This is a genomic window from Pseudomonas sp. 21LCFQ010 (assembly GCF_024129905.1).
In the GTDB taxonomy this organism is placed as follows: Bacteria; Pseudomonadota; Gammaproteobacteria; order Pseudomonadales; family Pseudomonadaceae; genus Aquipseudomonas.
In genome coordinates, this window is record NZ_JAMYDZ010000013.1 from 144171 (window position 1) to 158983 (window position 14813).

The 14813-nt window shown below is 63.0% G+C and carries 7 protein-coding genes; all 7 read left to right on the forward strand.

Features of this window, described 5'->3' with window-relative positions:
* The first annotated feature begins 148 nt into the window (after positions 1-148).
* Entirely contained in the window at positions 149-2560 is a 2412-nt protein-coding gene (locus NJC38_RS16545) for a TonB-dependent siderophore receptor (protein ID WP_253115864.1), read from the forward strand.
* 228 nt (positions 2561-2788) lie between these two features.
* The gene (locus tag NJC38_RS16550) at positions 2789-3199 is read left to right on the forward strand and encodes a response regulator (RefSeq protein ID WP_045491653.1); all 411 of its coding nucleotides are present in this window, start codon (positions 2789-2791) and stop codon (positions 3197-3199) included.
* A gap of 84 nt (positions 3200-3283) precedes the next feature.
* Positions 3284-4072: a histidinol-phosphatase gene (gene hisN, locus NJC38_RS16555; protein ID WP_253115866.1), complete on the forward strand. Its 789-nt coding sequence runs from the start codon at positions 3284-3286 to the stop codon at positions 4070-4072.
* A gap of 32 nt (positions 4073-4104) precedes the next feature.
* The gene (locus NJC38_RS16560; RefSeq protein WP_253115868.1) at positions 4105-4473 is read left to right on the forward strand and encodes a hypothetical protein; all 369 of its coding nucleotides are present in this window, start codon (positions 4105-4107) and stop codon (positions 4471-4473) included.
* A 171-nt stretch (positions 4474-4644) separates the two neighbouring features.
* Positions 4645-4902 (forward strand): DUF1652 domain-containing protein, encoded by a 258-nt coding sequence (locus NJC38_RS16565; RefSeq protein ID WP_253115884.1) that lies wholly within the window; start codon positions 4645-4647, stop codon positions 4900-4902.
* Positions 4903-5371: 469 nt separating this feature from the next.
* Positions 5372-5884 carry a ferritin-like domain-containing protein gene (locus NJC38_RS16570; protein WP_045491644.1) on the forward strand — a complete coding sequence of 171 codons (513 nt, stop codon included), beginning with the start codon at positions 5372-5374 and terminating at the stop codon, positions 5882-5884.
* Between the two features lie 275 nt (positions 5885-6159).
* On the forward strand, positions 6160-14813 hold an 8654-nt coding region (locus NJC38_RS16575), incomplete at its 3' end, for a non-ribosomal peptide synthetase (protein ID WP_253115870.1).

Sequence of the window (14813 nt, forward strand, 5' to 3'; positions counted from 1 at the left end):
GGCATATTGCCAAGTGGCAAAATCCTGATCGCCAGTTGACAAACCAGCAAAACATTACAGAACATTGCGCCCCTTTTCATGCGAAGGATTCTCGTTATCGATGCGTTTCGCATTGGTAATCGAACGTCCACGGAACAGGAGTCAATGGATGTCCGCTTGTTTTTCTCCCCTCGCCATCAGTGTTCGTCAGGCCACCCTGGCAGCGGGCCTTTCAGGTGCGATGCTGGTGGGGGCCAATGCCTGGGCAGACCCGGTCGCCTACAGCATCCCGGCGGGTTCGCTGGCCGCTGCCATCAACCAGTTCGCCACCGTCAGCGGGGTGACGGTCAGCTTCAGCAACGAACAAACCGCCGGCCTGCGCAGTCAGGGGTTGCAGGGCAGTTACGAGCCCGAGCAAGGGTTGGCGCGCCTGCTGCAGGGCAGTGGGCTGCAGATGCAGCGCGCCGCAGACAATCGTTACCTGTTGGCCCAACCCGCACAGCCAGGGGCGCTGGAGCTGGGCGCGACCACTGTATCGAGCGTGCAGTTAGGGGCCACCACTGAAGGCACTGGCAGTTACACCACAGGTTCTGCCAATACCGCGACCGGGCTGCGCCTGTCGGCACGCGAGACACCGCAGTCGGTGAGTGTGGTCACCCGCCAGCAGATTGACGACCAGAACCTGACCGATGTTACCCAGGTACTGGAGCAGACGCCCGGTGTGGTGGTCGACAGCATGGGGCCGGCCGGCAGCGACGCCAACCATATCTATGTGCGCGGCTTTGAGGTCGGCAGTATTCAGGTTGACGGTTTCAACCGCCCGGATACCTTCGGATTTCGCGACGACCTTGCCGACATGGTCAGCTATGACCGGGTTGAGGTGGTGCGTGGGGCCACCGGGCTGATGTCAGGCACCGGGGACCCCGGCGCGACGGTCAACCTGATTCGCAAGAAGCCGACTTTCGAACCGCAGCGTTCGCTGACCCTCAAAGCCGGTTCCTGGGACACCTACCGCACTGAGCTGGACCTGTCCGGCAAGCTATCGGACAGCGGTCATGTGCGCGGGCGCCTGGTTGCCTCGGCCAGCGATGGCCAGAGCCATGTCGACCGCCAGTCCCTGGAAAAGCAGGTGGCTTACGGGGTGGTGGAGTGGGATCTGACTGACAGCACGATGCTGACCGTGGGGGCTGAATACCAGGAAATGGACAACGAAGGCGCCGGCAACCACGGCTTCCCGATGTACAACGCTGATGGCAGTCATTTCAAGCCTTCGCGCTCGTTCAACTCGGCGTCGGACTGGAGCTACCACAAACGTCGGAGCAAGACGTTGTTCACCAGCCTGGACCATGAGCTTGGAAATGGCTGGCAGTTGAAACTCAACGCCGAGCATAGCCGCCGCAGCTATGACGATGCCTTTGCCACCGCTGCCAGCGGTACTGTCAACCCCGATGGCAGCGGCATCAGTACCTGGACTGGCCGCTGGGCAGGGGAGCCGCGCCAGACCTCGTTCGAACTGTCGGCTTGCGGCCCGTTCCAGTTGTTGTCCCGTGAGCATCAGCTCTACCTTGGGGCCAGCCACTACAAAGCCTACTACCGTAGTTACGGTTACCCGCTGTGGTCGTTTCAGACCATCGACAACATCTATACATGGGACGGTTCGCTGGCGACCCCGAGCGCGATCCATACCCGTTCTTCGCGCACGGCGCAGGACGAAACCCAGACCGGGCTGGTGGCTTCGGTGCGTTGGAGCCTTACCGATGATCTAGCGCTGATTACCGGAGCACGGGTGATCGACTGGCAACGTGACGACCTCTCCCAACGCTTGTCGACCGGCAGTGTCACCCGCACTTCACGTGGCGAAAGCGGGGTGGTCACGCCTTATCTGGGGCTGGTCTATGACCTGTCCGAGAACTGGTCGGCCTACGCCAGTTACACCACGATCTTCAAGCCTCAAAGCAACAGGACGGTCACTGGCAGCTACCTTGATCCGGAAGAGGGCGTGAATTACGAGCTGGGTCTCAAGAGCGAGTTCTGGGACAAGCGTCTGACCGCAGGCTTGAGTGTGTTCGAGGTCCGCCAGGACAACCTGGCGGTGGCCGACGGCAGCAACCTGGCGCCGGACGGCAATCAGGCCTACCGTGCCGAGTCTGGTACCAAGACCCGTGGTTTCGAGATGGAAATGGCTGGCGAAATCCTTCCTGACTGGCAAATGTCTGCCAGCTACACCTACGCGGTGATCGAGGACTCGGATGACCAGCGCCTGCGCACTGAAGTGCCCAGAGATACCCTCAAGCTGTTCACCAGCTATCGCTTGCAGTCGATGCCACAACTGAAAGTGGGTGGCGGGGTGCGCTGGCAAGGGGCGGAGTACTACAAAGGCGCCGGCCCCAATGACGAAACATTCGGCCAGGATGCCTACAGCATTGTCGACGTCATGGCGCAATACGCGTTCACCGCGCAAACCAGTGTTTCGCTCAACCTCAATAATCTGTTTGACGAGAAATACTACACCGCGATTGGTTCACGTGGCTGGTATGGCACCCCGCGCAGCGCCACGGCCACACTGGTGTATGCGTTCTAGTCAAGGCGCGTGACGGCCGATGGTTCTTGCCGACAGGAACCATCGGGACTGTTCAGGCATGATTGAGCATCTCAAAGACCAGGCATCAGGCCATTATCCACTCATCGGAATCCACCCCCGTCACCACCACCTTTGCCCAAACCCACGGTCACGACCGTTCGGCAAAATTCTCTGAACCGTTTGTCCAGTCAAGGCTTCACATGGGTAACAACTGATGGAGCCGAGTCTATGGAACAGTACGTATTAGTAGTGGAAGACGAGCCGGTGTTGTTGGAACTGGCCCAGGAGATTCTTGAGCTTGGAGAGATCAAGGCACTGGGTGCGCCCAATGCCGATCAGGCGTTCAAGATTCTTCAGGAGCACCCCGACATCGGGCTGGTGATCACCGACATCAAGATGCCGGGCAAGATCGACGGGTTCGAGCTGGCCTGGCTGATTTCTGAATGCTGGCCGCAGATTCCGGTGTTGGTGACATCCGGGCATCGCGCGGTGCGCAATGACGAGTTGCCGGCCAATGCGCGGTTCATGCCCAAGCCGTGGCTGATCAGTGATTTTCTCGATCAGGCCAAAGAGATGCTGCTGATGGCCAAGGGTTATCCGTGGAATCGCTCGGATAAGACGCCGGGCCTGCATTCCTGATGCGCTCGGGCTATGATGCGCGCCTGTCATGGCGGGCGTGTCTGAATCTGCCCCCGTTATTCGCATCAAGCCCGGGAATCGCTCATGTCTTTGCCGCAAGAAAAACTCCAGGAGTACCTGACTTTCGCCCACCAACTGGCCAATGCCTCGGGCCTGGCGATTTTGCCGTGGTTCCGTGCGCCGCTGGCGGTGCAAGACAAGGGCGGGGCGTTGTTCGATCCGGTGACCGAGGGCGACAAGGCGGCAGAACGGGTGATGCGCGAGCTGATTCAGGCGCGTTACCCGCACGACGGCATTCTCGGTGAAGAAGAAGAGGCGGTGGCTGGCAGCAGCGGCCTGACCTGGGTGCTGGACCCGATCGACGGCACCCGTGCCTTTATTACCGGGCTGCCGCTGTGGGGCACCCTGATTGCGTTGAATGACGGCGAGCAGCCGGTGCTGGGCATCATGAATCAGCCGTTCACCCGTGAGCGTTATGTCGGCACCCGCGACGCCGCCTGGTGCAATGGCGCGCCGCTGAAGACCCGCCGTTGTGCGAGCCTGGCGCAAGCGACGCTGATGGCGACGACACCAGACATGTTTGATCAAGCGCAGCGTGCAGCCTTTGATCGGGTCGCCAGCCAGACCCGCCTGATGCGTTGGGGCGGTGACTGCTATGCGTACTGCATGCTGGCCAGCGGGTATGTCGATGTGATCATCGAAGCGAGCCTCAAACCTTATGACGTGCAGGCACTGATGCCGATCATCGAAGGCGCGGGTGGCGTGATGACCAGCTGGACCGGCGGCACGGCGCAGCATGGCGGCCCAGTGGTGGCTTGCGGTGATCCGGCGCTGCACGCGCAGGTGCTGGAGTTGCTGGCGGGCAAGGGCTGAATCCTGCCCTCTGATGGAGCGATGCACTGATTATGCAAAGCCTTGCCGAGCTTATGGCTGTCGTGCACCACGACGATTTCTTTCAGCGCTTGCTGGGTCATATCGATGACTGGGATGCGCTGCTGGAACGGCGCGACAGTGAGTCGTTCGACAGCAGTTGGGTGCAGGCCTGCACCATGGTCGATTGCCATGAGCATGTTTCGCCAGAGGCGGCTGAGCAGGTCAGACAGTTGCGCGAGTACGTGTTCAAACGCTGTTTTCGTATTACTCGCAATGCCGAGATCGCTGCCTGCGTGTCCGATGACATGGGCTTGCTGGGTGATGCGCTGGGCAAGCAGGTGATGACACCTTGGCTGCGTGACATGCTCGGCGCGTATTGCAGCGGGCGGTTTCCGTCCTGAGCGTGCTCGCGCAGGGGTGCCGGGCCGGGTAGGAGCGGCTTCAGCCGCGAATTAGTCCTGCAATCCGGTGTTTGCTGGAATCAGCGCCCGCTCGTCCAGTTCATGGAACAAACGCTGCACATTTCCTTTCGACTGCATATGGATCACCACTCGTCCGGGAGAGCAGCCGTGATGTCGCCCCTAGAGCTTCGCCAGATCATCGAGTCTGGCTTTCTTCCGTTGAGGTGCATCTGCACCATCGACCACAACCAGAAAATGACCGTTTCGGTCTACCAGTCGGGCAAAGGCCACCCATCGTTCATTGCCCATGAGATTGACGCCTCCAGTCTGACCACCAGCCGGGCCATCGTGGATCTGGTGTTCCAGCTCAAGCAGGAGCTGACTCAACAGCATCACGGAACCCTGGAGAGCTGGCGCAAGGAAAGCTGAGCCGGGGGTATTCAATCCGTAACCAACCGGGCTGTCCGCTTAACTTTTTCAGGCTTTCAGGCCGTTATTAAAGTTGAAATAGACAGTTGTTGGTGAGTGGGCTTTTGCCACTGGACACTGTTCAATTGACCAAGGCGCCGCTTGTCTTGCCGTCCGTCATTATAAATATCGAAAGATGAACGATTCGCCGGTCAGCTTCGGTCGTAACTAAACACAGCGCATTGCGTGTGAGCGAATTCAGGTAGTCCATTGCGGCCAGTATTTACCTTGCAATGCTTGCCTCGCCTGGCTTTTTTGACGGCACTTTTACTGAGCCCGTGTACTTGTTTTTTTTGCGGCTAAACCCGGTGTTGATGCACGCGCTAAACAGTGATGGACTGTCAGGTGTTTCATTGGCAGTGGCTGAGTATTTGTAACTAAGGTGAGCCGGTGTTTATCGGTTGTATCGTATTTTTATTGGAGAATTGTCATGTCTAAAGCTACCCGTACTACGGTTCAGGATCTGTTTGTGCACGAACTTTCCGATGTTTACAGCGCAGAAAAACAGATCACCAAAGCGCTGCCACGCCTGGCACGCGCTTGCACAAACCCGTTACTGGCAGAGGCCTTTGAAACGCACCTGGAAGAAACCCGTGGCCAGATCGAACGGATCGATCAACTGGTCGAGGTCACCGGGCTCAAGCTCAAGCGCATCAAGTGCGTCGCGATGGAAGGGCTGGTTGAAGAGAGTAAAGACCTGCTCGAAGAAATCGAGAAGGGCGAAGTACTCGATGCCGCCCTGATCGGCGCGGCGCAGAAGGTCGAGCATTACGAGATCGCCAGCTACGGCACCTTGATCGCCATGGCCAGGCAACTGGGGTTCGACGAGGCGGCAAAGCTGCTTAAGGACACTCTGGTCGAGGAAAAGGGCGCCGACGAGAAGCTTACTGTGATCGCTGAACAAGGTGCTGCTCAGGCCGCCAAGATGGCCAATAAAAAGTAAGCCGAACGGATGTGCGAGCTTGCCCGCCTTGATGGCGGGCTTTTTTTCGCGGCCAATCACCCGCCGCCCATGCCGCCCCAAAGGCCACGAACCGCTCTGGCCCGATGCGTTCAACCCAATCCTGCGGTTTGTCCCTGCTTCCCCTGTCAGAGTGCCACTGCCGGATGCTTTAGTTTTCTCCCCCGGTAGCGGGCCAGGAAGGCTCGCGTTGGCTTTGCAGTTGGAAAACGCCCGCCCGGCTGTTTCCGTCAACGATTTCACGGCAGGTTCTTCCCATGCATTTGCGCGAATTAATGGCTGTTCTTTCCACCCACGCGATCGGTCTGCAACGTGAAGGCGCCGATCTGATGTTGCTGGGCAACGATGAAACGCTAGACGATGCGCTGTGGGACAGCCTGGCCGAACATAAGGCCGGGCTGCTGGACATGCTCGCCCTGCGCGGTGGCAACTGGCTGAGCCCGGCCTACCGGATCACCCCGGACATGCTACCGCTGGTGCAGCTGGATCAGGCGGCCATCGACCGCATTGTCGCGACGGTGCCCGGTGGTGTGGCCAACCTGCAAGACATCTACCCGCTGGCGCCGTTGCAGGAGGGCATGCTTTATCACCACCTGGCTGCCGGGCAGGGCGACCCTTACGTGCTGCAGGCGCAGTTCGCCTTTGCCAGTGCCGAGCACCTGCAAGCCTTTGCCCAGGCGCTGCAATGGGTGATCGATCGCCACGATATCCTGCGCACCGCCATCGTCTGGGACCGGCTCGACGAGCCGCTGCAGGTGGTCTGGCGCCGGGCAACCCTGGCTTTTGAGACGCTGAGCCTGGCCACTGACGGCGATGTATTGCAGCAACTGCGCACCCGGCATGACTCGCGGCAGTTGCGTCTGGATGTCCGCCAGGCGCCGCTGCTGCGGCTGGTGTCTGCCGAGGACCCGGCCAATCAGCGGGTGGTGGCCTTGTTGCTGTTCCACCATATGGTTATGGATCACACCGCGCTGGACGTGGTGCGGCGCGAGATTCAGGCGGTGCTCGCCGGCCAGGCCGATCAGTTGCCGGCGGCCGTGCCGTTTCGCGATGCCTTGGCTCGAGTGCGGCTCAATAACGACATTGGCGCCCAAGAGCAATTTTTCGCTGCCATGCTCGGCGACATTGATGCACCGACCTTGCCGTTCGGTTTGCAGGAAGCGGATGTAAAGGACATCGAAGAATCCAGGCTGATGCTCGACGCCGGCCTGAGCCGCACGCTGCGTGCGCAAGCTCGCCAGACCGGGGTGAGTGTGGCAAGCCTTATGCACCTGGCCATGGCCCGGGTGCTGGGCGTGGTGTCCGGCCGCGAGGCGGTGGTGTTCGGCACCGTGCTGCTTGGCCGCATGGACGCCGGCGCCGGTGCCGAGCAGGCGTTGGGCATGTTCATTAACACCCTGCCGCTGCGGGTTGATGTTGGCGGGCAGGGCGTGCGCGACGCGGTGTTGGCCACCCATCAGCGGCTGACCGCCTTGCTCGGCCATGAACAGGCATCGCTGGCGCTGGCCCAGCGTTGCAGTGCGGTGAACGTGCCGACCCCGTTGTTCGGCGCGATTTTCAACTACCGGCACAGCGATGCCGTCGACGGCGCGCAGATCATCGACGTCGCCCCAGGCATCCAGATTCTCGGGGCCCAAGAGCGCACCAATTACCCGCTGACGGTGAACATCGACGACCTTGGCGAAGACTTGCGCATCACCGCCATGGCCGATACCCGCATTGGCGCCGAGCGGTTCACCCATTACCTGGAGACCGCGCTGCACAGCCTGAGCCAGGCCCTTGAGCAGCAGCCGGACAGCGCGCTGCATGACCTGGACATTCTGCCGGCCCAAGAGCGCCAGCATTTGCTGCACGGTCTGAACCCGGCACCGCAGCAGTTTGCCGACCTGCCACTGATCCATCAGCAGTTCGAAGCCCACGCCGCAGCCCGGCCGCAGGCCACGGCGCTGATTTTCGAGGGGCAGCGGCTCAGTTATGGCCAATTGAACAGCCGCGCCAATCAGTTGGCCCATCATCTGCTGGCGCTGGGCGCCGGGCCGGATCAACGGGTGGCGATCTGTGTCGAGCGTGGCGTGGAAATGATCGTCGGCCTGCTGGGGGTGCTCAAGGCCGGCGCTGGCTATGTGCCCATCGATCCGGCTTACCCGCAGGAACGCATCGTCTTCACCCTGCAAGACAGCGCGCCGCTGGCAGTGCTGGTCCAGGGCGACAGCCGTGAGCGAGTTACCTCAGCCGACCTGCCGATCATTGAGCTGGGCGACGCCGGGCTTGCCAGCCAGCCCACCAGTAATCCGCAGGTCGTCGGCCTGGGCCGCCAGCATCTGGCCTACGTCATCTATACCTCTGGCTCCACCGGCCTGCCCAAAGGGGTGATGGTCGAACACCGCAACGTCACCCGGCTGTTCTCGGCCACCCGTGAGTGGTTCGACTTCAACCAGCAGGATGTCTGGGCGCTGTTCCATTCTTTTGCTTTCGACTTTTCGGTCTGGGAAATCTGGGGGGCATTGGCCTACGGCGGTCAGTTGCTGATCGTGCCGCAACGTATCAGCCGTGAGCCGCAGGCGTGTTACGCCTTGCTCTGCGAGGCCGGCGTCAGCGTGCTGAACCAGACCCCCAGCGCGTTCCGCCAGCTGATCGCCGCCCAGCAGGGCAGTCCGTTCAAGCATTCGCTGCGTGAGGTGATCTTCGGTGGCGAGGCGCTGGAACCGGGCATGCTCAAGCCCTGGTACGCCAATCTGAGCAATGCCGGCACGCGGCTGGTGAACATGTACGGCATCACCGAGACCACCGTGCATGTTACCTACCGGCCGTTGCAGGCGGCCGACGCGCAACTGATCGGGGTCAGCCCGATCGGTCGGGCGATTCCCGACCTGCAACTGTATGTGCTGGACGAGCAACGCCAGCCGCTGCCGGTCGGCGTGGTGGGCGAGCTGTACGTCGGCGGTGCCGGGGTGGCCCGCGGCTACCTGAACCGCGAACAACTGAGTGCCGAACGGTTTATCAACGATCCGTTCAGCAGCGACCCGCAGGCCCGCTTGTACCGGACCGGCGACCTGGCGCGCTGGAATGCCGAGGGCGACCTGGACTATCTGGGTCGCAATGACGATCAGGTAAAGATTCGCGGTTTCCGTATCGAACTGGGCGAAATCCAGGCGCGGCTGGCCGCCTGTGCCGGCGTGCGTGACGCGGTGGTGATCGCGCGCCAGGACAATCCCGGCGACCAGCGTCTGGTGGCTTACTGGATCGCCGCCGAGGGTGCAGCGCCGACGGTCGCTGAACTGCGCGAGCAATTGCTGGCAAACCTTGCCGACTACATGGTGCCCGGTGCGTTTGTGCGCCTGGATGCCTTGCCATTGACCACCAACGGCAAGCTCGACCGCAAGGCGCTGCCGCGCCCGGACAGCGAAGCGTTTGCCCGCCAGCAGTTCGAGGCCCCGCAAGGTGAGGTCGAGCAACTGATCGCCGGGCTCTGGCAGGACCTGCTGCAGATCGAGCGGGTCGGGCGGCATGACAATTTCTTTGAGCTGGGCGGTCACTCGTTATTGGCGGTCAAGCTGGTCGAGCGCATGCGCCAGCACGAATTGCACGCCGATGTGCGGGTGCTGTTCGGCCAACCGAATGTGGCTGCGCTGGCAGCGGCGGTGGGGGATTCACAGCGCGTTGCGCCGCAGGTGGCGGTGCCGGCCAACCGCATTGCCACCGATGCGCAGCACATCACCCCGGACCTGCTGCCGCTGGCCAGCCTGAGCCAGGCCCAGATTGACCAAGTGCTGGCCACCGTGCCCGGCGGTGCGGCCAATGTGCAAGACATCTACGCCCTGGCGCCGTTGCAGGCGGGGGTTCTTTACCACCACCTGGCCAGCGCTGCCGGTGACCCTTATGTGTTGCAGGTGCAGTTCGCGTTTGCCGATATCGAGCGGATCAAAGCCTTTGTCGCCGCTCTGAACACGGTGATTGCCCGTCATGACATTCTGCGCAGCAGCGTGGTCTGGGAAGGGCTCGAAGAAGCGGTGCAAGTGGTATGGCGCAGCGCGCCACTGGCCCTTGAGCGAATCGACGAAGCGCTTTTGCAGGGTGATGTACTGACGCAATTGCAGGCGCGTTTCGACCCCCGTCATTACCGGCTGGACCTGAGCCGTGCGCCGCTGCTGCGGCTGGCCTATACCCGCGACCCGGCCAATCAGCGCTGGGTGGGGATTTTGCTGCTGCACCACATCATCCTCGACCACACGGCGCTGGAAACCCTGGTTACCGAAATCAGCGCGGCGCTTGCCGGGGTTGCCCAGCCGCTGGCGCCGCCAGCGCAATACCGCAACTACGTGGCCCAGGCACGACTGGGTGCCAATGAGCAGGCTCATGAAGTGTTCTTCCGGGCCATGCTCGGTGACATCGACGAACCGACCCTGGCCTATGGCTTGCAGGATGTTCACGGCGACGGCAGTGCCATTGTCGACAGCCACCTGCCGGTCGATGCCGCACTGGATGCACGCCTGCGTCAGCAGGCCCGGCACCTGGGCATCAGTATCGCGAGCCTGGTGCATCAAGCCTGGGCACTGGTGCTGGCGCGCCTGTCCGGGCGCGAGCAGGTGGTGTTTGGCACCGTGCTGCTGGGCCGTTTGCAGGGCGGCGAGGGCGCGGACCGGGCGCTGGGCATGTTTATCAACACCTTGCCGCTGCGCATTGATGTCAATGCCGCCCCGGTGTTGCAGGCGCTGCGCAGCACCCATCAAAGCCTGGCTGAGTTGCTCGGTCATGAGCAGGCATCCTTGGCTCAGGCGCTGCGTTGCAGCGCGGTGCCGGCGGCCCAGCCGCTGTTTGGCACCTTGCTCAATTATCGCCACAGCACCACGCCAGACAGCGGCGCCGCCGGTTGGCAAGGCATTGACGTGCTCAGCTCCCGGGAGCGCAGCAACTACCCGCTGGTGGTCAACGTCGATGATTTCGGCAGCGGCCTGCGCCTGACCGTGCAAGCGCTGGCCAGTGTGGACGGGGTGCGGGTCTGCGAGGCCTTGCATGCGGCGCTGGGCAACCTGGTGCTGGCTCTGGAGCAGGCCCCGCACCGTGCCGTGCACGAGGTTTCGGTGCTGTCGGCGGCCGAGCGCGAGCGGGTGGTAAGCGGTTTCAACCTGACCGGGCGTGACTATCCCCGCGAGCAAACCGTGCACCGGCTGTTCGAGCTGCAGGCTGCCCGCCAGCCGCAGGCGGTGGCGGCGGTGCATGGCGCGCAGCAGTTGAGCTATCGCGAGCTCAACGAGCAGGCCAACCGCTTGGCCTATCATCTGCTCGGCCTGGGCGTGCAGTCCGGGCACAGCGTGGCGGTGTTGCTGGAGCGTTCGTTGCCGCTGCTGGTAGCGCAACTGGCAATCAGCAAGTGCGCGGCGGTGTACGTGCCGCTGGATGTCAACGCCCCGGCCGAGCGTCAGGCGTTCATGGTTCAGGACAGCCAGGCGGTGCTGTTGCTGACCGAGAGCGGCCAGCCCGTGGAGTATCCGGCGCGGCGCCTGAATCTCGACGAGCAGGTGCTGCACGGCTATCCGGCCCACGATCCGCATCTGATGCAATCAGCCGAAGGCGTGGCTTACATCATGTACACCTCCGGTTCCACCGGCACGCCCAAAGGTGTACTGGTGCCGCACCGGGCCATCAGCCGGCTGGTGCTCAATAACGGCTTTGCCGAATTCAACGCGCAGGACCGGGTGGCCTTCGCCTCCAACCCGGCGTTCGACGCCAGCACCCTGGAAGTCTGGGCGCCGCTGCTCAACGGTGGTTGTGTGGTGGTGGTCGATCAGGACAGCGTGCTGTCGCGCCAGGACTTTGCCGCGTTGCTGGAGCAGCAGGCGGTCAGCGTATTGTGGCTGACTGCCGGGCTGTTTCATCAATACGCCGCAGACTTGCTGCCAGCGTTCAGCCGGCTGCGCTACCTGATGGTCGGTGGCGACGTGCTCGACCCGGCGGTAATCGCCCGGGTCCTGCGCGACGGCGCGCCGCAGCACCTGCTCAACGGCTATGGCCCGACCGAGGCCACTACCTTTACCACCACTGAGCTCATCACCCAGGCCGGGCCGGGCAGCATCCCGATTGGTCGGCCGATTGGTAACACCCGGGTTTATGTGCTCGACGCGCGCCAGCAGTTGTTGCCGGTCGGTGCGGTGGGCGAGCTGTACGTCGGTGGCGACGGCGTAGCCAAGGGCTACCTGAACCAGCCGCAACTGACTGACGAGCGTTTCATTGCCGACCCGTTCAGCGACCAGCCCCAGGCAAAGCTGTACCGCACCGGCGACCTGGTCAGTTGGCAGGCCGATGGCACCCTGCTGTATCTGGGCCGTAACGACCAGCAGGTGAAGATTCGCGGGTTCCGTATCGAGCCGGGCGAGATCGAAGCGCGGCTGGCGGCGCTGCCGGCATTGCGCGATGTGGCGGTGCTGGTGCGCGAGGACGCGCCGGGAGACAAACGCCTGGTGGCGTACTTCACTGTTCAGGCCGGCGCGCCTGCGCCGTTGCTGGCCGAACTGCATGAGCATCTGCACAGCCAGTTGCCCGATTACATGGTGCCGGCTGCCTATGTGCAGCTCGATAGCCTGCCACTGACCCGCAACGGCAAGCTCGACCGCCGCGCCTTGCCGGCCCCGGACCAGCAGGCGCTGGTCAGCCGCGCGTTCGTGCCGCCTCAGGGCGATACCGAGATTGCCCTGGCGGCGATCTGGAGCGAGTTGCTCAAGGTCGAGCAGGTCGGGCGCTTCGATCACTTCTTCGAGCTGGGCGGGCATTCGCTGCTGGCCGTGACGCTGATCGAGCGCATGCGCCAGATCGGCCTGAGCTGCGACGTGCGTGCGCTGTTCAGCCAGCCAAGCCTGGCGGCGCTGGCGGCAGCGGTGGGCAGCGGCCGGGAAGTCCAGGTGCCAGACAACTTGATTGTGCGCGGCGCTGAACATATCAGCCCGGAGCAGTTGTCGCTGACCGTGCTGGACCAGCCGTCGATCGACCGGATCGTCAGCAGCGTGCCGGGCGGTGCGGCGAATGTGCAGGACATCTACGGCCTGGCACCGCTGCAGGAAGGCATTCTTTACCATCACATCAGCGCCGAACGCGGCGATCCGTACCTGTTGCAGTCGCGTCTGGCGTTTGACAGTGTCGAACGTCTACAGGCCTTCGCCGCGACGTTGCAGCAGGTCATCGACCGCCATGACATTCTGCGCACTGCGGTGCTCTGGCAGGACTTGCCCGCCGCCCAGCAAGTGGTCTGGCGCCATGCCGAGCTGCCGGTGCAGCACGTGCCGCTGGCGGCGCAGGACGGTGATGTGCTCAACCAGTTGCAGGCGCGTTTCGACGCCCGCCACTACCGGCTCGACCTGAGCCAGGCGCCGCTGTTGCGCATTGTTTACGCCGATGACCCGGTCAACCAGCGGGTGGTCGCGATTCTGCTGTTTCACCACCTGATCCTGGACCATACCGCCATGGAGGTGGTCGGTCAGGAAATGCAGGCGCTGATGTTCGGCCAGGCCCAGTCGCTGAGCCAGCCGGTGCCATACCGCAATTACGTGGCCCAGGCCCGGCTTGGCGCCAGCGAGCAGGAGCATGAGCTGTTCTTCCGTGAGCTGTTGGGCGATATCGACGAGCCGACCCTGCCGTTTGGCTTGCAGGACGTGCAAGGCGACGGGCGTGGCATCGAGGAGGCGCGCCTGCCGTTGGCGCCGGCCTTGAGCCGCCAACTGCGCGAGCAGGCCCGTCAGCTCGGGGTCAGTGCCGCGAGCCTGATGCACCTGGCCTGGGCGCGGGTATTGGGGGTTCTGGCCAACCGGCGTGACGTGGTGTTCGGCACTGTATTGCTCGGCCGCATGCAGGGCGGCGAGGGCGCCGACCGGGCGCTGGGGGTGTTCATCAATACCCTGCCGCTGCGGGTCGACACCCGTGCGGCGCTGCGTGACGGGGTCAAGACCACCCATCAACGCCTGACCGCCTTGCTCGGTCACGAACATGCCTCGCTGGCGCTGGCCCAGCGTTGCAGCGGCGTGGCCAAGGGCTCGCCGCTGTTCAGCGCCTTGCTTAACTACCGCCACAGTGCCGTCGAACACCAGCCGCGCGACGGCCAGGGGATCTGGGAAGGCGTGCAACTGCTGGGCGGTGAAGAACGCAGCAATTACCCGCTGACCTTGAGTGTCGATGACCTGGGCGAAGACTTTGCCCTGACCGTGCTGGCCGCCAGCAGCATCGGCGCCGAGCGCATCTGCGGCTATATGCAGGCGGCCGTACAGCAATTGAGTGAAGCGCTGCGGGCTGATCCGGCGCAGACGCTGGAGCAGTTGCCGATTTTGCCGGCCGCTGAGCGCCAACAGCTGCTGGACGGTTTCAACGCCACGGCTGTGGATTATCCGCAGCGCCTGACCATTGACCAGCGCGTGGCCGCGCAGGCTGCCGAGCGTCCCGACGCCGTAGCCGCCGTGTATCAGGGCCAGAGCCTGAGCTATGGGCAACTGGAACAGCGCGCCAATGGCCTGGCAGCCCAGCTGCTGGAGCAGGGCGTCCAGCCCGATGAGCGGGTTGCCGTTGTCGCCCGCCGGGGCCTCGACACCCTGGTGGGGTTGCTGGCGGTGCTCAAGGCCGGTGGTGCTTATGTGCCGGTCGACCCGGCGCACCCCGCCGAGCGGCTGGCTTACCTGCTCAGTGACAGCCAGCCCAAGGTGGTGCTGACCTTGAGTGAGCTGGCTGGCCGGCTGCCGGTGTTGTCGGTGCCGGTGATCGAACTGGACCGTCTGCCGGCAGCGCAGATGAGCGGCGAGCTGACTCAAAGGGCCACGGTCAATAACCTGGCCTACGTGATCTACACCTCCGGCTCCACCGGTTTGCCCAAAGGTGTAATGGTCGAGCACCAGACCCTTAACAACCTGGTGGACTGGCACTGCCAAGCCTTCGA